Here is a 19,257-nt window from a genome sequence, read left to right on the forward strand (position 1 = left end):
TCTCAGCCTCCGAAATGCAAAACGCAAATCAATGTAAATAAACGCCTGGCAGTGTCTATGTCCAGATTTGCCTTGCCCTCCAACCGTTCCTGTAAGACCCGCGCGCCTTCGTTGTGAATGCCACGCCTTGCCATATCGATTGCCTCAATCTGGCTGGGTGGGAGCTTTTTCACTGCGTCGAAATAACTTTCGCAAATCTGAAAGTAATCTTTGACGACTTGCCGAAAGGGTCCGAGCGAAAGATGAAAAGCGGCCGCCGGTTCTTCCGACTCGCTCCGAAGATCAAACACTAGGCGCCTGTCTCTAATCGCCAGGAGCAACCGAAATGGTCCTAAGACCGGAACCCCATCGTCCCGCTTGGGAAGTTCAAACGAGTTATCCTCTAGCAGATCGAAAACCGCGACACGTCGCTCCTGTTCGATTTCGGGTGTTGGAGGCGGCAGCGCGCTATCGTCGATATCTATATGAACGATGCGGCTCACAATGAATCCTCATTTACTTGCTTAAGGCGCGCCCGCACAGATAACCCATGTGCCTCAAGGCTTTCGCTTTTGGCTAGGATTTCAGCTGCCGGACCGACTGCGGAAATAGCTCCTGGTGTCATCTTTGACACTGTTGTTCGTTTAAGAAAATCCATGACGCTTAGCCCCGAAGAGAAGCGCGCTGTTCGTGCCGTTGGCAGAACATGGTTCGGGCCGCCGACGTAATCGCCAATGGCTTCGGGGGTCCAGCGACCAACAAACAGAGCTCCTGCATTTCTGACTTTTGCCGCCAGTTCATCCGCATTCTGCGTGCAAATCTCTAGGTGCTCCGGAGCCACCCGGTCAGAAAGAAGCACAGCCTCGTCCAGATCACGCGTTATGATCACCGCACCAAAGTCATCCCAACTTTTTCGCGCAATTTTGCGACGTTCCAGTTTGGTCAGAAGATGGTTAATCGAGTTCGACACGGCCTGTCCAAAAGCCTCGTCTGTAGTGATCAAGATCGATTGGGCGCTTTCATCGTGTTCGGCTTGACTGAGTAAGTCCAAGGCGATCCACTCCGGATCGTTCTCTTTGTCCGCAATGACCAGAATTTCGGATGGACCTGCAATCATGTCGATGCCGACTTTACCAAAAACCCGTTTTTTTGCGGCGGCTACAAATGCGTTTCCGGGTCCAGTAATTTTGTCCACAGCAGAAATAGATTGAGTGCCATATGCCAAAGCTGCAATGGCCTGTGCGCCCCCAAGTCGATACACCTTGTCGACACCGGCTAGTCGCGCGGCCAGAAGTACGAGCGGATTAGAATCGCCGTTCGGAGTCGGCGCTGTCATGATCAGTTGATCGACCCCGGCGACGCGAGCAGGAATGGCGTTCATCAATACAGAAGACGGATAGCTGGCCAACCCACCCGGCACATAAAGCCCGGCTGTGCCAACAGACGTCCAGCGCCAACCAAGTGTCGCGCCATGAGTGTCAGTCCAGCTCGCGTCCTCTGGCAGTTGGCGCTCGTGATAGGCTCTGATGCGTTCAGCTGCCAGTTCAAGAGCGGCGCGTTCCTCGTCTGGGACCAGTGTAATTGCTTCGTCAATCTCCGCGGCGGTAAACGCGAGTGTGTCCGGAGTAAGCTCCAAACCGTCAAATCGTTTCGTGTACTCGATGACTGCTTCGTCGCCTCGCTCGCGGACGTCTGAAATGATATTGGCGACGGCAGCGTCGACGTCTGGCGAATCCTCGCGTTTCATTGAAAGTAGAGCGGCAAATTTGCTCTCAAAATTCTGTGCACGAGTATCTAGAAGCATTGGCATTAGGACTATCCTTTGCGCCGGACATACAGCCGGGGCGATTGGTGCTCAAGCGCCCAGGTTGTCGCTGCGAACTCATAAAATTGGCAGGTACTTACAGTTTGTTGATTTGTTCATCTGTGGTGTCCAGTGCAAGTACCATCAATGCGTCATCAACAAAGCCTTTACCCTGGCGAAACCCACGGGGAAGTCGGCCATAATGGGTAAAGCCATGCCGTTCATATAGTCTAATGGCACCAGAGTTCTCGGCATTGACCGAGAGTTCCACCTGTCGAATTCCCAAGTTGCGCGCATGGTTTATTGCCGCCTTCAGAAGGCTGTCAGCTATGCCGCAGCCGCGATGCGAGCGACGAACATAGACCATCCCAATCCCACAACGGTGCGCCATTCGTCGTCGTTTTTGGAAAATAAGCCCCGTAATTCCAACGGCTTGTTCGTCGTCAAAAGCGGCAAAAATTGGCTCGTTTTCGAGAAAACTTCGCCACTGGTCTTCTGACATAACTTCCCATTCATCGCGGTCTGAAGCGAAGTTGTCGGGATCGAGTTCAAGCGCCTCCAACCGCAGCGAGCGAAAGATGTCCACATCCGAAGGATTTAGTATTCGAACTGTCATTCGGGGTGCTGCGGAACTTTCCCGGATGGCGCGACGTAGGGCCGAGTCACATCAGTAAGCGACACCTCTAAAGCCTCTACTTCAATTGCTATCGCGCCGTCTCCGGCCAACGTCAGCATAATGCGTCCTGTCCCATCTTCACCGGCATCGAAATCAACAGCCAAAAGCGACATAATAAAATCGCCGTCGCTCCGGTCGATACCTTGACTGGTTACATGCATCGCATCTTCAATCGTCAGCACAGACTGCACACGCTCGAATGGTCGATCCCGCCGGTCAGCGAGATCTGCATCCTCCCATCGAAATCGGTTAATCAATATCGCGAAGCGGTGTCTGCGCTTGTCCCATTTCATCTCGGTAACAGGAAAAACTGCGTCCTGAGCCAATGAAGAAATGACCCCCAGGTCTTCGGCCTCCAGAGCTTTAAGTCTCAGTGGGCTGTCACCACCATCTTCAAATCTAGCGTCTTCGGTCATGATCCCGGAACTCTTTCAATTTTGGCACCAACGGCACTTAGCTTTTCTTCAACATGCTCGTAACCGCGGTCTAGATGGTAAACGCGATTTACAATCGTTTCGCCCTCGGCGGCCAACCCGGCCAGTATCAATGATACAGATGCCCGAAGGTCAGTAGCCATGACAGGCGCGCCTTTAAGCTGGTCAACGCCAGTAACGGTCGCAATGCCGCCTTGTACGTCTATTTCAGCCCCCATCCGAACAAGCTCTGGGGCGTGCATGAAGCGATTTTCAAATATCGTTTCTTCGAGCGTAGACGTTCCCGACGCGGTGCAGAGCATCGCCATCATCTGCGCTTGCAAGTCTGTTGGAAAGCCTGGAAATACTTCTGTTCTGACATCGACGGCCGTTGGTCGACCATTCCCACGGGCAACTTTCAGGCTGCTTCCTGTGTCCTCGATTTCGACACCCGTGGCTGCAAGCTTTTCTGCGAACGCCGCGACTAACTCAAGAGAGCCACCAACACACTCAACCTCGCCACCCGCGATGACGGGTGCCAACATATAGGTGCCAAGTTCAATGCGGTCTGCAACAACCGGATGGGTAGCGCCCGATAGCCGATCCACCCCTTGAATTTCAATACGATCAGTTCCGGCCCCTTCGATCTGTGCACCCATCTTTGCAAGACAGGTTGCCAAATCCACGATTTCTGGTTCACGGGCCGCATTTTCGATGACTGTCGTGCCCTTGGCCAACGTAGCCGCCATCAAGATGTTTTCAGTGGCACCAACCGAAGCAAACCGAAGGGGAATAATGGCTCCCTTCAACCCTCCGGAAGTTGACGCGTGCAGATAACCGTCCTTCAATTCTATTTCTGCACCCATGAGCTCGAGAGCAGTTGTATGAATGTCCATGGGCCTTGCGCCAATCGCACACCCGCCTGGTAGTGAAACAACGGCGTGCCCTTCCCTGGCCAGTAACGGCCCAAGTACCAGGTTCGAAGCCCGCATTTTGCGCACAATCTCGTAGTCGGCGCGAACGGTTGTAAGACCGTGCGATGACATCGTAATAACTCGGCCATCTTGCAGGCTTTGGGCTTCCGCCCCCAGCGATTGCAATAGCAGCGACATCGTCTCGATGTCAGACAGACGCGGCACATTGGTCAAAGTCAGCGGTTCTTCGGTCAACAAAGTCGCCGGCATTAGTGTCAGGCAAGCATTCTTAGCCCCAGCAATCGGAATTTTGCCGTTTAGTTCAGCGCCGCCTGTTACAATTATTGAATCCATTATTTTTCTGCCTCGTCACTGCTGTCCGATGTCTTTCGTGCACGTGCCTGGGATTTGCGCCTTTGCAAATTGGCCTTTAGCGCCGATTTTAAACGGTCTTTGCGTGTATCGCCCGCCTTCGACGGTGTATCGGATGTTGATTTCCTGCCCATGCTGCCTTCCTAGCCCAGCAACAAAATACCGTCCAGATTGCGCTTGCGTGAAAAGCCATTTGCCAGTATTCGGCGCGACGTCGTTTCGACCCTTAGCTGCTGTAGCTCAGAGGTAGAGCACTCCCTTGGTAAGGGAGAGGTCGAGAGTTCAATTCTCTCCAGCAGCACCACTTCACAATGAAAGCCAAATTCATGAAGTTGTGGCGTCTGCCATATTGGCGATTCTGAGTAAGACTTTGCGTGCGATCAGGACCTCTTGGTCACTGAATGTCGTCATGAGATGGGCGTTAAAAATCTCTGCACTTTGAAATATGTCGTCAAATACAGTTTGGCCCAATCTTGTGAGCGATAGGATCTCGTGCCTTCGATCGTTCTCCATCGTCTCTCGAGCGACATATCGGCGATTTTGTAGAGCAGCGACCGCTCTGCTAACTTTGGTTTTATGAAGACTGGCTCGATCGCAAATCTCTTTGGCCGTCATCTGCCCGTAGCATCCTAGATGAAACAGAACACGCCACTCTGTCCGCAGCATTCCATATTTATCTTTGTAGGTTTTCTGAAATTCCTGTCCCGCCACCTCTGCTGCTCGGTTCAGCAAATAGGGCATAAATTCATGAAGCTGGAAGGGGTGCGATTTACACATGGCAACAAAAGTATGCGTTGATAGTTACAAATACAACTAATACCTAGAATAAAACCGTGGAAGGAATGTGAATTGGGCACGTCAGAAAAAATGTCTGCTGCCGGACTGCATAATGGCGCTTCGAAGAATGCGATCTCGTACATGTCCGGATTTGGAAATGATTTTGAGACCGAGGCACTCCCGGACGCTTTGCCACAAGGGATGAATAGCCCGCAGAAGTGCAACTACGGGCTTTATGGCGAGCAACTATCAGGAACGGCATTTACACACGAGCGACCCGAGCGAACCTGGTGTTATAGGATCAGGCCGTCTGTGAAGCACTCACATCGATTCCAACGTATTGATTTACCACACTGGAATACTGCACCTCACATCGTCAGTGGCATCACTTCACTGGGACAATACCGCTGGGATCCGGTGCCGCACTCGACCCAACAATTAACCTGGCTAACAGGCATGCGGACAATGACGACCGCAGGCGATGTTAACACTCAAGTTGGAATGGCGACCCACATCTATTTGGTCAATCAAAGTATGGTCGATGAATATTTTTACTCGGCAGACAGCGAACTTCTGGTTGTTCCACAAGAAGGGCGACTACGTTTTTCAACCGAACTGGGCGTAATTGAAGCCGAGCCACAAGAAATCGTCATTTTGCCTAGGGGTCTGCTCTATCGGGTGGAAGTTCTTGATGGTCCTTGCAGGGGCTTCGTTTGTGAGAATTACGGACAAAAGTTTCATTTGCCGGGCAGGGGGCCGATTGGCGCAAATTGTATGGCAAATCCAAGAGATTTTAAAGCGCCAGTCGCTGCGTTCGAGGACCGAGAAGTGCAAAGTCGGGTTGTAGTGAAATGGTGCGGCCAGTTTCACGAAACTGAAATTGCACAATCTCCACTGGACGTCGTTGCGTGGCACGGCAATTACGCCCCTTATAAATATGACTTAACGACCTACTGTCCAGTCGGGGCAATCCTGTTCGACCACCCGGACCCATCAATATTTACGGTGTTGACTGCCCCATCTGGTCAGCCGGGCACTGCGAATATCGATTTCGTCTTATTCCGAGAACGTTGGTTGGTTGCCGAGGATACCTTTCGTCCGCCGTGGTACCATAAAAACATCATGTCCGAACTCATGGGCAACATTTATGGGCAGTATGATGCAAAGCCAAAAGGGTTCATTCCCGGAGGCGTAAGTTTGCACAACATGATGCTGCCGCATGGGCCCGACAAACAGGCATTCGAAGGCGCTTCAAATGCGGTGCTTGGACCGGAGAAGCTCGAAAACACAATGTCGTTCATGTTCGAGACGCGGTTCCCGCAGCATTTGACTGAGTTTGCCGGACGAGAAGCTCCTCTCCAGGATGACTATATTGACTGCTGGGTTAGCTTGGAAAAAAAGTTCGACGGAACACCGGGGACAAAATGAATTCTATTAAACAGTTGTTAGTTTTGCGGCGTGTTACCACGCCGGATGCACGCAGCGACGCTACAAATGTCACGGTTCTCAAATGAGCGGGTTAACTCGATCATGGGTCGAGTCTGCAAACTCGCCGTCGACTCCGTTTCCGCTCAACAACCTGCCTTACGGCGTTTTTTCAGTCGGAAATCGCACACCTCGTTGTGGAGTGGCCATCGGCGAAATGATCCTGGATTTGGCTCAGGCAGAAAGCGAGGGTTTGCTAAACACGGACAATATTTCATTTCTAAATTGCTCAACCTGGAACCACTTCATGGCTGCGGGCGAGGATTTGTGGCTCCTTCTTCGAGGTCAGATCACGGACATATTGTCTGACACGGCAATCGCGCGCGCTGATCTTCTTGTCAGGCAGTCAAATTGCAAAATGCATATGCCATTCGTCGTTGCAGAGTTCACGGATTTTTACGCATCCAAGTCTCATGCAACCAATGTGGGCACGATGTTCCGAGGGGCTGAAAATGCATTACCGCGGAACTGGCTCCACATCCCAATCGGCTACAATGGCCGGGCTTCGTCTGTCGTGGTTTCAGGAACTGATATCGTTCGTCCATGCGGTCAACTTGTTGAGCCCGGTGCCGATGCACCCATATTTGGTCCCAGCCAGCGCTTGGACATTGAGCTGGAGCTGGGAGCAGTCATTGGGGGATCAAACAGGATGGGGTCACCCGTGACGGTTCAGGAAGCCGATGACATGATTTTTGGCTATCTACTTTTGAACGACTGGTCTGCAAGAGATATACAATCTTGGGAATATCAACCACTCGGACCCTTTCAAGCAAAAGCGTTTGCGACATCCATTAGCCCTTGGGTTGTGACGAAAGCTGCGCTTGAGCAATTCAGAGTTTCGACGCCCCAACGTGAAAAAGAACTGTTGTCGTATCTGCACGAACCAAGCCCCATGTTGTATGATATTGAACTCTCAGTGGAAATGTCGCCAAGCGGTAAGGCCGCAACAACAATCTCGCACACGAATTATCGTGAGATGTATTATTCTTCAGCGCAGCAAATTGCACATCACGCTTCGTCGGGGTGTCCAATGAGGCCCGGGGATTTGGTCGGTTCAGGAACTGTCTCAGGTCCCGGAAGAGAGCAGCGCGGCAGCTTGCTCGAACTTACGTGGGACGGTGAAGAGCCTTTGAGGTTAGATACTGGAGAACGGCGGACGTTTGTCGAAGATGGCGATACGCTTACTCTATCAGGTTGGGCTCAAGGAGATGGATTTAGAGTAGGTTTCGGTGAGTGCACCAACTCTGTGGTTCCTGCAGACAGAGAGTTCGTTGGAAAGTTGAGATAGTCCAGTCTTGTTTGAACCACTGGACTTCGATTTTAGCCAGATTTTCATTAGTAATTTGAGTTTATTCAGAGTTTATTGTTTGCCTAATTAAATGAGTGTCAAAAACCAAATAAAATGGCATCTGTATGGGCGCGCACGATTTGGCAGCTTGGGCGATTGCGAAAATCAGCGATCCTTTCTATGCCTTTTGAAGCCGAACACAGAAAGTAGACGTTGCAGACAGTTATTTTTATACCCGCGCGATACAAATCGTCCCGGTTTCCGGGGAAACCGCTGCAGATGCTAACAGGTTCGAGCGGTATTACAAAAAGCCTTATCCAGAGAAGTTGGGAGGCCGCCAAATCTGTTGGCAACGTTCACGCTGTGTAAGTGCTTACTGATGATGACCGCATCGCATCGGCTGCAGATGAATTTGGTGCTGATGTAATCATGACGTCGCCCGAATGTCGGAATGGAACAGAACGATGTTCACAAGGTGCGGATTTGATCCCGAAAAAGCCTGACTTGGTGATCAATCTTCAAGGCGATGCGCCATTAACGCCACCGCACTACGTTGAAGATTTGATTACCTGTATGTCAAACGAACCTGACACACCCGTAGCGACCCCAGTTCTAAAGACTGAACCCGAGCATCTTGCAAAACTTCAAGGCGACAGGCGTTCCGGCCGTGTCGGCGCGACAACCGCAGTATTTGGAGTGGAGAACCAGGCGCTCTATTTTTCAAAAGAGATTGTGCCTTTCTACGACAATGCCGGGAATGACGCGGTTCCGGTCTTCCACCATGTCGGTTGCTATGCATATCGTCCATCGGCGTTGCAGAAATATGTGTCTTTCGAAGAAGGCCATTTGGAACTTCGCGAGGGACTTGAACAGCTTCGGTTTTTAGAGAATGGCATTCTGATCCGGTGTGTCGAAGTTCAATCGCGCGGGCGTGAATTTTGGGAGTTAAACAATCCTTCTGACGTTCCAGTCATCGAAGGCATAATGAAACGTGAGGGTATCGAATGAATTCGGTTCAAGTCGGCAACCTAAAAATCGCCAACGATTTACCATTCACGTTGATCTCCGGTCCCTGCCAACTTGAATCATTGGATCACGCACGGATGCTTGCGGAAAAACTGGTTCGCATGAGTTCAGAGTTGGGTATTGGATATATTTTCAAAGCCAGTTTCGACAAAGCGAACCGGTCTTCTTTGGAAGGCCGTCGAGGCGTTGGGATGGACGACGGTTTGGAAATTATGGCGCGTGTCCGTGAAGAGTTTGATTGCCCGGTTCTGACCGATATCCACGACTCGACACAGTGTGTGGCTGCAGCACAAGCTGTCGATATTCTGCAGATTCCCGCATTTTTGTGCCGACAGACTGATTTGCTTTTGGCAGCGGCGAAAACCGGTGCTGTCGTCAACGTCAAGAAAGGACAGTTCCTTGCGCCTTGGGATGTCCAGAACATTGTCGACAAGATCGAAAGCACTGGCAACAAGAGCATTCTCCTAACCGAGCGCGGTGCTAGCTTTGGCTACAATATGCTTGTCAGCGACATGCGCAGTTTGCCGATAATGGCTCGGACAGGTTATCCGGTGGTTTTTGACGCCACTCATTCAGTTCAGTTGCCGGGCGGAGCCGGCACCTCTTCGGGCGGGCAGGCCGAGTTTGTGCCCGCTCTTTCGCGAGCAGCTGTGGCAGTTGGCTGTAGCGCCGTTTTCATCGAAACTCATGAAGAACCGTCGCGTTCGCCATCAGACGGACCAAATATGGTGCCGATCGAAGACATGCCCGCGCTTCTTTCAAAGTTGAAGGCGATAGACGCTGTGGCTAAGGGATAGCGCGTCGCAAAGTCATGTAGTGATCAAGCACAACGAAGAGCTTGGTAAATAAAACACCAATAAATGTAAGATTGGCAATGAAGTGAGGGATTTAAGTGCCAAATGGGTGAGCGATGAAAATAGCTGAAGTTAAGAAAATCATCGCTGCCGACATGACCGGTCTGTCGATGTTGAATGATCATCTGGATGCAATTGCGGATCAAACGCGCGATGCTTTGGACTGCATTGCTGCCATGCACGGCCGCTTGATACTGACCGGTCTTGGAAAGTCGGGCCACATCGGGTCCAAACTTGCCGCTACTTTTGCGTCAACTGGCACACCGGCGTTCTTCCTGCATCCCGCTGAGGCCAGTCATGGTGATTTGGGGATGGTTCAGCCTGAAGACGTAATTTTGGCTTTAAGTTGGTCTGGAGAAACCCGTGAACTGGCAGATGTTGTTGGTTACGCGAAACGCCGTTCAGTCAAATTGATTTCCATAACAAGTGTTGCCGAAAGCACTTTGGCAAAAGCGTCGGATATATCGATTATTCTGCCTCGGGTTCGCGAGGCTTGCCCCCATAATTTGGCGCCGACTACGTCCACATTGCTGCAACTTGCGATGGGAGACGCACTGGCAATCGCTTTGCTCCAGGAAAAGGGTCTTTCTGAAGAAGGATTCCACGGTTTCCATCCTGGCGGCAGTCTTGGTGCAGCGCTGAAACGATTGGATGAAGTCATGATCCAAGGGGACGAGTTGCCACTGGTTGAAGAGAACATGTCGGTCGTTGGTGCCCTGGGCGTTTTGTCCGCGAAGGGCAAGGGTATTGTCGGCGTTACGCGGAGTGGGGCGCTGCAAGGTGTCATTACGGATGGCGACATTCGGCGCTACTTGGAAAGCCATGCGGCGTCCACAATGCGCGAGGCTTTACATGAATCCCCTTGCAGGAAACTAATGACCGAGGGTTCTGTCACGTTCAGCAGTGATATAATTGCAGGTGAAGCGTTGTCAGTTTTGCAAGAGCGACGCATTTCAGCGGCGTTTGTTGTCGAAAAAAATCAACCGATTGGACTTGTCACAATGCTAAGACTGCTCAATCGCGGCGTTGCCTAGCAAATGTCGCCGCTGCTTCGACTGTATCTCGGGTTTTCGCGATTTTCGGATCCGATCTGGCGGGCGATCATTCGAAGAAGACTAAGACGCGGAAAAGAAAACGGGGCGCGGCTGCCCGAGAAGTTCGGTGTTTATGAAAAGCAACGGCCAAATGGCACCATAATCTGGATCAATGCACTTGGAATTGGAGAGTGTCTCGCGGTCATACCGCTAATTGAACACGTTTTGTCGGCGCTGCCAGAAGCGAGTGTTGTTCTGAGCAGTTCAACACGTAGTTCCGCTGTCGCACTGGAAAAGGCTCAACTTCCCGATCGGTGTGTGCATGTTATGCTGCCCATAGACACTCAAAAGGTTACTCGACGTTTCTTGGATCACTGGGTGCCCGACCTTGCAATTTTTGCAGAGCTGGATTTTTGGCCAAGGCTCATGACCGAAACACATCGGCGAAAAATTCCAATGGCCTTAGTCAATAGCCGAATGATGAAAGCAAATTTTCAAAGCCGCAAAAGAATGTCGGGGCTAATGCGCGACATCTTTGGGTATTTTGACTTCATCGGTGTGCAAGACGTGTCCGTCGTCCATGCCCTTGTTTTTAAGGGGGTCGGGCCCAAAGGCGGTAAAATGGAGCGCTGAGCCAAGGATGGCAAACAGTATAGGGTTCAAAAGCGAAAATGTCTCGGCACTAAGACCGGCCAGCGCCAGGCCAAGGCCCGTGAGAGTACTGCCAAATATTTTCCGGGGGATCGCTGGCCGCCGCGAAATCTTCTTCGCGTCATAGGCATCTTCGGCTTCAATTCCTTCGCGTGTCAGCCAAGCAGCCAGCATAAGGGTCACAAACGCCAAAAGGTCTAGCGTCAGGCCAACAGGCTCTTGCTGAAAAGCTGTGAAAACCAGCAGGAAAGGTACCACGAACAACAGGTTGACGCGCGCGCCCTTTCGGCGACGGCGCGGCAAATCCTCTGAAGACCCAATATCGGCATTGGGGGAATATTTGCCGCCAAATCGCGAACTCATCAGCTGACACCGTTGGAAATGACATAGGCCATCAATGCAAGAAGCAGGAAGAAAGCTATCTTTTGCATGCCATACCCTTTTGCGTTCTCGTTCCCGTCCGCCAGTAATCGTTCAAACGAACGGCCAAGCACCATTGCCGAGAGTGCAATAAGCGCACATGCGATCGCAAGCACAAGAACAACTAGAACTAACCTAGGCATAACGCGGGTGGTCCTTTGAGCGTTGTCGATAACATAGGTTAACGGAACCGCGCTTGCCATAGGGCAAGAAAATATCGTCGGGTCAGCTATTTCGGCGAGGTCTTGCCTTGCGCGTTACTTTTCGCGCTGTTCCACCCTTAGGTTTTTCGTCGTCCGGTTTGTCCAATCCTAGTTGGTCGCGCAAAATTTTCTGTTTGATTTCATCGGTTTCTCCCGGTTTCAGATCTTCCAAGCGGAAGGGGCCATAACTGATACGGATCAGCCGGTTTACGATCAGATCAAGGCTTTCCATGGCACGGCGAATTTCGCGGTTTTTTCCTTCGCGCAGCCCAACAGTTAACCAAGCATTGCTGCCCTGTTGGCGATCCAGCTTGATTTCCATGCCCAGAAACCGCTCGCCATCAATGGTGATGCCTTTGCGCAAAGGGTCGAAAATTTGATCCTCGGGGGTGCCGCGCACGCGGACGCGATACTTTCTAAGCCAACCGGTCTTTGGCATTTCGAGGCGGCGTTTGATTTCGCCGTCGTTAGTGAGAAGCAGTAGCCCTTCGGATGTGAGATCAAGGCGACCGACAGGCATGACGCGCGGCATTTCTTCGGGCAAGTCGTCATGAATGGTGGCGCGGCCCTTTTCGTCTTTGGCGGTGGTCACGCGACCGGACGGCTTGTGATAGCGCCAGAGGCGGGGCGGTTCGGCTTCGCCGACGGGGGATTTGTCGACCGTGATAGTTTCGGAGCCCGTGACGTTCAGCGCGGGGCTTTTGATCACTTTACCATCCACTGCGATCCGACCGGCTTCGATCATGCGTTCAACCTCGCGGCGCGAGGCAACACCACGACGGGCAAGGTTTTTGGCGATGCGTTCGCCTTTGTAGGGGCTATCGGTCATGGCTTGTGCATTACATGGCGTTCGCATGAAGGGGAAGGCTCAACCTTGCCTGAACTTCGCTGCTTGCACCGAAGCTTGGGGCGGGGCATGACAGGGTATGGTCTTTAAAAGTCATATGGAGCAAGCGCTTAGCGAAGCGCGCGCCGCCGGTGCACGCGGTGAAGTGCCGGTTGGGGCTGTGGTGATTGGGCCAGATGGGGTTGTGATTGCCGCAACTGGCAACCGGATGCGGCAGTTGAATGACCCGACCGCCCATGCTGAGGTTCTGGCAATCCGTGCGGCAGGTGCCGCTATTGGGTCAGATCGATTGGTGGGCTGCGATCTATATGTGACGCTTGAGCCTTGTCCGATGTGTGCGGCAGCCATTTCGAACGCGCGTATCGCGCGGCTGTATTACGGGGCGAGTGATCCTAAAAGCGGCGGGGTCACGGTAGGGCCGAAAGTGTTCACGCACCCGCAAGCGCATCATGTGCCCGAGATTTACGGGGATATTTCTGCTGAAGCTGCGGCTGAGTTGATGAAAGGGTTTTTTGCCAGCCGTCGGTAGAAAATTGCTTTAGAGCGTTTTCGTTGGTTTCGCGTTTTTCGGGTAGTCGTTGTTTGTGATGTCGAACGCGTTGGTGTGGCCCCTTATAAGGAAAACCTGTTCCGAGGATGTTAACAGGCCGTCCGATGCAATGATGGCAAGCCGGACTTTCGCATTTTGGTCTGGAATGGCCGGGCTGAATGGCTATCCCTATCTATGTAGCCGCTTCATTTTTGTGAGGGCCGATGGACTGGACAAACGCCTTTGATGCCTATTGCGAGCGGACCGACCTGAGTTACTGGTCCGAGCCGGTGAATGCTGTGACCAATCTGGCATTTCTTTTGGTGGCAGTATTCATGTGGCGGCGCACGCGCGGGTTAGCGGGTGGTCGGGTTTTGACGGGGTCACTGTTCGCAATCGGTGTCGGGTCTTGGTTGTTTCACACCCATGCGACGGGCTGGGCTGCTGCGTTGGATTCGCTTTCAATCCTGGTGTTCGCCCTAGTTTACATCTTTCTGGCGAACCGGGATTTTCTGGGATTGTCGGCGTGGGCGTCGGCTTTGGGGGCCTTTGCCTATGTGCCATTTGCTGCTGTGATGGCGCCGGTTTTTCAGGCGCTGCCGTTTTTTGCGATTTCGTCGGTCTATTGGACGTTGCCGCTGTTGATGTTGGTTTATGCGGTTTTGCTGCGGCAAAGGCTGCCGGTAGTAGCGCGCGGCATGGCGTTGGCGTGTGGGATATTGTGCGTGTCGTTGACATTCAGAAGCGTGGACGAGGCGGTATGTGCAGCGTTTCCGCTAGGAACGCATTTCATGTGGCACATGTTGAATGCGGTGTTGTTGGGGTGGATGATCGAGGTTTGGCGGCGTCACAAAACCGGGTCGGCGTAAGACAAGTTGCTGGTCATTCTTGCGGGCCTTGGGGGTTCGCGCTAAATGCAGGCGAACTTCAGTTGGAGAATGCCATGTCCATCGACACGGAAACTGCCCGCCGCGTGGCCAAATTGGCCCGGATCAAGGTTGAAGACGCTGATCTGCCCGCGCTGGCCGATGACTTTAACCGTATCCTTGGGTTCGTTGAGCAATTGAACGAAGTCGATGTTGAAGGCGTTGAACCGATGACCTCGGTGACGCCGATGCGTTTGAAGCGGCGAGTTGATGAGGTGACCGACGGTGGGCAGCAGGATAAGGTTCTGGCCAATGCACCTGATGCGCGCGAAGGCTTTTTTGCGGTTCCGAAAGTGGTTGAGTGATCATGGGTGAATTGAACAAACTGACGATTGCCGACGCGCGCGACAAGTTGCGTTCGGGTGAAGTGACGGCGGTAGAGCTGACGGAGTCCTGTTTGTCGGCGGTCAGCGAGGCTGTTGTATTGAACGCCGTTGTGCATCCGACGCCAGAATTGGCAGTCGAACAGGCGAAAGCTGCGGACGTGCGGATTGCGGCGGGGGATGCGCCGGATATGTGCGGTATTCCGTTGGGGATCAAGGATCTGTTCTGCACCAAGGGCGTGCCAAGCCAGGCAGGCAGCGGCATTCTGAACGGGTTCAAGCCCGAGTATGAATCAACGGTGACCAGCCAGTTGTTCGGTGACGGTGCAGTGATGGTTGGCAAGCTGAACATGGACGAATTCGCCATGGGCAGCAGCAACGAAACCAGCGTTTACGGCAATGTGGTAAACCCCTGGCGGCGCGGCAATGACGAGGCGGCGTTGACGCCCGGTGGATCGTCCGGTGGTTCCGCCAGCGCTGTGGCGGCTGACTTGTGTCTGGCCGCGACGGGAACGGACACTGGTGGGTCAATCCGCCAACCGGCAGCCTTTGTGGGCATTACGGGCCTGAAGCCGACCTATGGGCGTGTAAGCCGATGGGGTATTGTTGCCTTTGCATCTTCGCTGGATCAGGCCGGGCCGATGGCGAAATCAGTGCGCGACTGTGCGATCATGCTGAAGTCGATGGCCGGACACGATGCCAAGGATTCCACCAGCGCCGAACTGGCGGTGCCGGACTTCGAGGCGATGCTGAAGGGCGACATCAAGGGTCAGACCATCGGTATCCCGCGCGAGTATCGTTTGGACGGTATGCCGGAAGAGATCGAGACGCTTTGGACCCGTGGCCGCGAGATGCTGGAAGATGCGGGAGCGAAGATCGTTGATATAACTTTGCCACACACAAAATACGCGCTGCCAGCCTATTATGTGATTGCCCCGGCTGAGGCATCGTCGAACCTGGCGCGCTATGATGGGGTTCGCTATGGCCACCGCGCGAAACTGGCGCAGGGCGACGGCATTACCGAGATGTATGAAAAGACCCGTGCTGAAGGTTTTGGAGACGAGGTGAAGCGTCGGGTGATGATCGGGACATATGTTTTGTCGGCTGGTTTTTACGACGCCTATTATAACCGTGCGCGGCGTGTCCGGGCGTTGATCAAGAAAGACTTTGAAGATGTGTTTGCCGATGGTGTGGACGCGATCCTGACGCCGGCGACGCCATCTTCGGCCTTTGCCTTGGGTCAGGAATTTGATGATCCGGTGCAGATGTATCTGAACGACGTTTTCACGGTGACGGTGAACCTTGCCGGGCTTCCCGGAATTGCGGTTCCTGCGGGGCTGGATAGCCAAGGCTTGCCCTTGGGTCTGCAATTGATTGGCAAACCCTGGGAAGAGGGTGCGTTGATGAATGTCGCACAGGCATTGGAAGATCGCGCAGGTTTTGTTTCCAAGCCGACGAAATGGTGGTAGTCTGACGCCAATAAATAATTGGCAGAGCAGAAAAATGACCAATAAATTAGGCTATTTTGCAGGGCTGGCATTGTTAGCCGCCTGCGCAACCCCTGTACCGGAAAGCAATCCTCAATTAGGTGGCGTTGGTTTTGGTGGATATGACGCTTACACTACGGAACGAGCACGGCGCGATGCCGAGCTACAGGCAATGCGCACAATACCGGTGCCGGAAGGGCAAATAATCGCGGCCGAAACCGCCAACGCTTTGGCTGCAACCCGTTCCCCAACGGCCGGAACCGCACCCGTGGCTGCAAGGACTGCTGAACAGCGCCAACCTGTTGCCGGAACAGCCCCAGTCGCTGTAGTTGCAGCTGTAGAGGTTGCACCAGTTCCAGCGCCTGCCAAGCCCGCAGCGCCGGCGCCAAAGCCTGTTGAAGTAGTTGCCGTTCCTGAGCCAGTCGAAACTGATGCAGACCGGATTGCGCGAAATAGTGACTCATTCCAGTCGCAGGCTGGTGCTTTGCCGACGCGAAATTCTCAGGGGCGACCAAACGTGGTGGCCTTTGCTTTGTCGACCACCCATCCGGTCGGAACCCAAATGTTCCAGCGCTCGGGCCGCGCCAATATTGATCGGTTCAATCGCATTTGTGCCGCCTATCCATCTAACGATTTGGCGCAGGAGGCCTTTCTTGAAAACGGTGGACCAGAGAGAGATCGCAAAGGGATGGATCCCGACGGAGATGGCTTTGCCTGTTTCTGGGACCCATCGGCGTTCAGAACGGCAAGAGGTGGCTAGGTCGTGGAGATCGTCGAGCGCCCCTCCCCTAACTTTGGTAACCGACGTGGTCATGCGGTAACACTGATAGTTCTGCACTACACAGCGATGGAAAGCGCCGAGGCGGCTTTAGAAAAGCTATGTGATTCTGAGGCAGAAGTTTCTGCGCATTATCTAATCGGGCGGAAAGGAACCGTTTACGGATTGGTCGGCGAAGAAAACCGGGCTTGGCATGCAGGAGCAGGGCATTGGGCAGGGCGTGAAGATGTCAATTCGCGGTCCATCGGGATCGAACTGGACAATGACGGGGTGACCGCATTTTCCGATGAATTGATGGTGTCACTTGAAGCTTTGCTTGGCGAAATACTTTCGCGCCACGACCTATCACCCAAAGCTGTGATCGCTCATTCTGACATGGCTCCTGACCGTAAATGTGACCCTGGCCGTCTGTTCAACTGGAAACGTCTTGCTGACAAGGAACTATCGGTATGGCCCGAGCCAGCATTGCCGGGCGATTTTATGCGATATGCTGCGGCTGTCGGGTATCCGGTAGAGCATGGTGAAGCTGTTGTTCTGGATGCATTCCGGCAGCGCTTCAGGCCATCGGCGTCTGGCCCGATGGGGCATGCGGATCAGGCCATGATGGCTGGCATGGCGCGCCAATGGCCAGCAGACGTGACCGAACGAATTGCGCGAAGGGTTCCTTCGCGACCTATCAGTCGGATCAATTGACCTGATTGCCTTAAATCCCTAAATAGCGCGGGCGCGGATGGCCGAATGATCGCCTTTGGTCGCCTTTCGGGGTGGTCTGGGAGGAAAGTCCGGACTCCATGAGACAACGGTGCCGGGTAACGCCCGGCCGGGGTAACCCGAGGGATAGCGCCACAGAGAACAGACCGCCCCGGATCTGATCCGGGGTAAGGGTGAAACGGTGGGGTAAGAGCCCACCGCGGCCTTGGCAACAAGGGCGGCACGGCAAGCCCCACCGGGAGCAATGCCAAATAGGGGTTTCGCGCCGGGTTGATCCGCTAAGGATATCGCCACGGCAGGGTTGTTTCAGCCCGAGAAATCCGGGTTGGCAGCTAGATCTTGTCGGCAACGGCAGGAGCAGATGAATGATCATTCAGGCCGGGGAAACTCGGCTGGACAAAATCCGGCTTACAGGCTGTCCGCGCAAATATCCTGTGAAGAGTACATCTCAGGCAGCAGCCACTCAAAAGAGCGACCTGCAATCTGCAATGTAGTTTTCAATTAAGCCTGCGACCATAGTGCTATTTGTGTGGTCGGATATCTGTCTTCTTACACGTCACGTTTTCTGAGTTCATCCAGTATTTCGCTTCTTAAAGGGCGAATGTCATTGTTTTGGGCTGCTCGAAGAATCGCCGCGCGAGCTAACTTATAGTGTCGTTCATTATTCTTTTTGATCATTGGGAAATCCATGTGATTAATTGCAAGCACTGGACTTGCACCGATAAAATTTTTCTTTTTGCACATGTCTTTAAGGAGGCGTCGTGCTTCGATGTACCAATCTGCATCGATATCTGCCACTTTCAAGGAGTCTCGCCTCACGACTAGCTCAGGGTTGGTGCAGATAAGATATTCGATTCCGATTTCAACCTGGGTATCCGATAGTCCATCGATCATGGCGAAGTAGTCCGAGGCAGCGAAAATGCCTTTAAAGGTGATGCCTGCATCCATGAGCTTTCGGGAAAAGGCCCGTTCACCACGTCGTAAGGTTTTCTCTTTGTTAGATGTCGCTCGATAATTGATCCAAAAACTCTGGAATGCCTCAGATTCGTAGGCTTTTTCTTTTATCATAAAGCAATAGGAGCCCATGAACATAAGTTCGGGCGTCAGAGGTTTCGTACTAATTCTCTCGAAAATTTGCGTGCCTACGAAGTCTGCGGGCGAGGCTTCCATCTGTTCTAGCATTGTGGAGCCGTCGAAGATTGGATGCCAAACGCTATCATTTTGTATTAACAACGTGGTTGGCTGAATACCAAGTTGGTTCAACAGCCAAACTCCATCCTGGTACCCGCCAAAATCGTAACCAAAGTTCGGTCTGAAGACCAACCGCCAGCAGTTCTCGAGAAGTAACTTGGTGTCTGAAGAAGACAATGGTGTGTTGCTGATAACTAGGGGAGAATACCCGTTTTGAACCAAGTGCTTGATGGACTGAAGCAACGACTCCGGTATTAATTTTGGTTGGTAAATCAGAAGCAATGCAATCTTGGCAGACTCGGAGATTCTGCCTTCATATGCTTTGAGCTCATTTGTCCGCCAGACTTTATGCTTGCGTCGTCGATACGGGTCGGTCAGATATCCAAACAGGCCATATACTTGCACCTGTAGTCGCGCCAACTCTCGCTTGATTTTCCAGGTGGGTATCATTCGTAATTCAATGTATTTACGCTGCTTTGATAACCTATAGTCGAATTCGATCCGTCGCAATCTGCCTTTGATGTTGACTCTGTCGCAATTGCGCTTAGAAGGCGGGCTTCAAGGATTTT

General features: G+C 52.8%; 21 protein-coding genes, 1 tRNA gene, 1 other RNA gene and 1 pseudogene. 14 read left to right on the plus strand and 10 right to left on the minus strand.

Going from position 1 to position 19,257, the window contains the following annotated elements:
- Positions 1-2: 2 nt before the first annotated feature.
- The 5 genes from GKR98_02490 to murA all read right to left on the minus strand — a co-directional run bounded on the left by GKR98_02490 (position 3) and on the right by murA (position 4,140).
- Entirely contained in the window at positions 3-482 is a 480-nt protein-coding gene (locus GKR98_02490; protein ID QMU57170.1) for a UPF0262 family protein, read from the minus strand.
- The gene (gene hisD / locus GKR98_02495) at positions 479-1,789 is read right to left on the minus strand and encodes a histidinol dehydrogenase (GenBank protein ID QMU57171.1); all 1,311 of its coding nucleotides are present in this window, start codon (positions 1,787-1,789) and stop codon (positions 479-481) included. Before hisD ends, GKR98_02490 begins: the two co-directional genes overlap by 4 nt.
- A 91-nt stretch (positions 1,790-1,880) precedes the next feature.
- Positions 1,881-2,399, minus strand: a complete 519-nt coding sequence (locus GKR98_02500; GenBank protein ID QMU57172.1) for a GNAT family N-acetyltransferase — start codon at positions 2,397-2,399, stop codon at positions 1,881-1,883.
- Entirely contained in the window at positions 2,396-2,875 is a 480-nt protein-coding gene (locus GKR98_02505; protein QMU57173.1) for a DUF2948 family protein, read from the minus strand. The genes GKR98_02500 and GKR98_02505 overlap by 4 nt, the downstream gene beginning before the upstream one ends.
- Entirely contained in the window at positions 2,872-4,140 is a 1,269-nt protein-coding gene (gene murA / locus GKR98_02510) for a UDP-N-acetylglucosamine 1-carboxyvinyltransferase (protein ID QMU57174.1), read from the minus strand. The genes GKR98_02505 and murA overlap by 4 nt, the downstream gene beginning before the upstream one ends.
- 247 nt (positions 4,141-4,387) lie before the next feature.
- On the opposite strand from murA, the gene GKR98_02515 reads away from it, so the two are divergent.
- Positions 4,388-4,462 (plus strand) — tRNA-Thr (locus tag GKR98_02515).
- Between the two features lie 20 nt (positions 4,463-4,482).
- On the opposite strand, the gene GKR98_02520 is transcribed toward GKR98_02515, so the two are convergent.
- Positions 4,483-4,935 (minus strand): MarR family transcriptional regulator, encoded by a 453-nt coding sequence (locus GKR98_02520; GenBank protein ID QMU57175.1) that lies wholly within the window; start codon positions 4,933-4,935, stop codon positions 4,483-4,485.
- Between the two features lie 90 nt (positions 4,936-5,025).
- Between GKR98_02520 and GKR98_02525 the strand changes: the two genes are divergently transcribed.
- From GKR98_02525 to GKR98_02550, 6 genes and pseudogenes are all read left to right on the plus strand, one after another.
- A complete protein-coding gene (locus tag GKR98_02525) occupies positions 5,026-6,363 on the plus strand; it encodes a homogentisate 1,2-dioxygenase (protein QMU57176.1) in 1,338 nt (445 codons plus the stop codon).
- Between the two features lie 82 nt (positions 6,364-6,445).
- Entirely contained in the window at positions 6,446-7,708 is a 1,263-nt protein-coding gene (gene fahA / locus GKR98_02530; protein QMU57177.1) for a fumarylacetoacetase, read from the plus strand.
- A gap of 213 nt (positions 7,709-7,921) precedes the next feature.
- A pseudogene (gene kdsB / locus GKR98_02535) lies at positions 7,922-8,716 on the plus strand (3-deoxy-manno-octulosonate cytidylyltransferase).
- Positions 8,713-9,531, plus strand: coding sequence for a 3-deoxy-8-phosphooctulonate synthase (kdsA, locus tag GKR98_02540; protein QMU57178.1), 819 nt, complete (start codon positions 8,713-8,715; stop codon positions 9,529-9,531). Before kdsB ends, kdsA begins: the two are co-directional and overlap by 4 nt.
- 113 nt (positions 9,532-9,644) lie before the next feature.
- The gene (locus GKR98_02545; GenBank protein QMU57179.1) at positions 9,645-10,622 is read left to right on the plus strand and encodes a KpsF/GutQ family sugar-phosphate isomerase; all 978 of its coding nucleotides are present in this window, start codon (positions 9,645-9,647) and stop codon (positions 10,620-10,622) included.
- 3 nt (positions 10,623-10,625) lie between these two features.
- Positions 10,626-11,255 carry a hypothetical protein gene (locus tag GKR98_02550; protein QMU57180.1) on the plus strand — a complete coding sequence of 210 codons (630 nt, stop codon included), beginning with the start codon at positions 10,626-10,628 and terminating at the stop codon, positions 11,253-11,255.
- Here the strand turns inward: GKR98_02550 and GKR98_02555 are convergent.
- From GKR98_02555 to GKR98_02565, 3 genes are read right to left on the minus strand one after another with little or no spacing between them, the layout of a single operon-like run.
- Positions 11,142-11,636, minus strand: coding sequence for a hypothetical protein (locus GKR98_02555; protein ID QMU57181.1), 495 nt, complete (start codon positions 11,634-11,636; stop codon positions 11,142-11,144). The genes GKR98_02550 and GKR98_02555 overlap by 114 nt on opposite strands.
- A complete protein-coding gene (locus tag GKR98_02560) occupies positions 11,636-11,896 on the minus strand; it encodes a hypothetical protein (protein ID QMU57182.1) in 261 nt (86 codons plus the stop codon). The genes GKR98_02555 and GKR98_02560 overlap by 1 nt, the downstream gene beginning before the upstream one ends.
- A 22-nt stretch (positions 11,897-11,918) precedes the next feature.
- A complete protein-coding gene (locus GKR98_02565) occupies positions 11,919-12,725 on the minus strand; it encodes a pseudouridine synthase (GenBank protein ID QMU57183.1) in 807 nt (268 codons plus the stop codon).
- 97 nt (positions 12,726-12,822) lie between these two features.
- Between GKR98_02565 and GKR98_02570 the strand changes: the two genes are divergently transcribed.
- From GKR98_02570 to rnpB, 7 genes are all read left to right on the plus strand, one after another.
- Complete coding sequence (locus GKR98_02570; GenBank protein QMU57184.1) at positions 12,823-13,272, plus strand: nucleoside deaminase; 450 nt, start codon at positions 12,823-12,825, stop codon at positions 13,270-13,272.
- A 224-nt stretch (positions 13,273-13,496) separates the two neighbouring features.
- On the plus strand, positions 13,497-14,141 hold the full coding sequence (locus GKR98_02575) for a hypothetical protein (GenBank protein QMU57185.1): 645 nt from the start codon (positions 13,497-13,499) through the stop codon (positions 14,139-14,141).
- Positions 14,142-14,215: 74 nt separating this feature from the next.
- Positions 14,216-14,503, plus strand: coding sequence for an Asp-tRNA(Asn)/Glu-tRNA(Gln) amidotransferase subunit GatC (gene gatC / locus GKR98_02580; GenBank protein QMU57186.1), 288 nt, complete (start codon positions 14,216-14,218; stop codon positions 14,501-14,503).
- Between the two features lie 2 nt (positions 14,504-14,505).
- Positions 14,506-15,990: an Asp-tRNA(Asn)/Glu-tRNA(Gln) amidotransferase subunit GatA gene (gatA, locus tag GKR98_02585; protein QMU57187.1), complete on the plus strand. Its 1,485-nt coding sequence runs from the start codon at positions 14,506-14,508 to the stop codon at positions 15,988-15,990.
- Positions 15,991-16,024: 34 nt separating this feature from the next.
- Complete coding sequence (locus GKR98_02590; GenBank protein QMU57188.1) at positions 16,025-16,768, plus strand: hypothetical protein; 744 nt, start codon at positions 16,025-16,027, stop codon at positions 16,766-16,768.
- 87 nt (positions 16,769-16,855) lie between these two features.
- The gene (locus tag GKR98_02595) at positions 16,856-17,479 is read left to right on the plus strand and encodes an N-acetylmuramoyl-L-alanine amidase (GenBank protein QMU59942.1); all 624 of its coding nucleotides are present in this window, start codon (positions 16,856-16,858) and stop codon (positions 17,477-17,479) included.
- Between the two features lie 33 nt (positions 17,480-17,512).
- Positions 17,513-17,924: RNase P RNA component class A (gene rnpB, locus GKR98_02600), an RNA gene on the plus strand.
- Between the two features lie 122 nt (positions 17,925-18,046).
- Here the strand turns inward: rnpB and GKR98_02605 are convergent.
- Entirely contained in the window at positions 18,047-19,198 is a 1,152-nt protein-coding gene (locus GKR98_02605) for a hypothetical protein (protein ID QMU57189.1), read from the minus strand.
- Positions 19,199-19,257: the final 59 nt, after the last annotated feature.

Source organism: Boseongicola sp. (assembly GCA_014075275.1).
In the GTDB taxonomy this organism is placed as follows: Bacteria; Pseudomonadota; Alphaproteobacteria; order Rhodobacterales; family Rhodobacteraceae.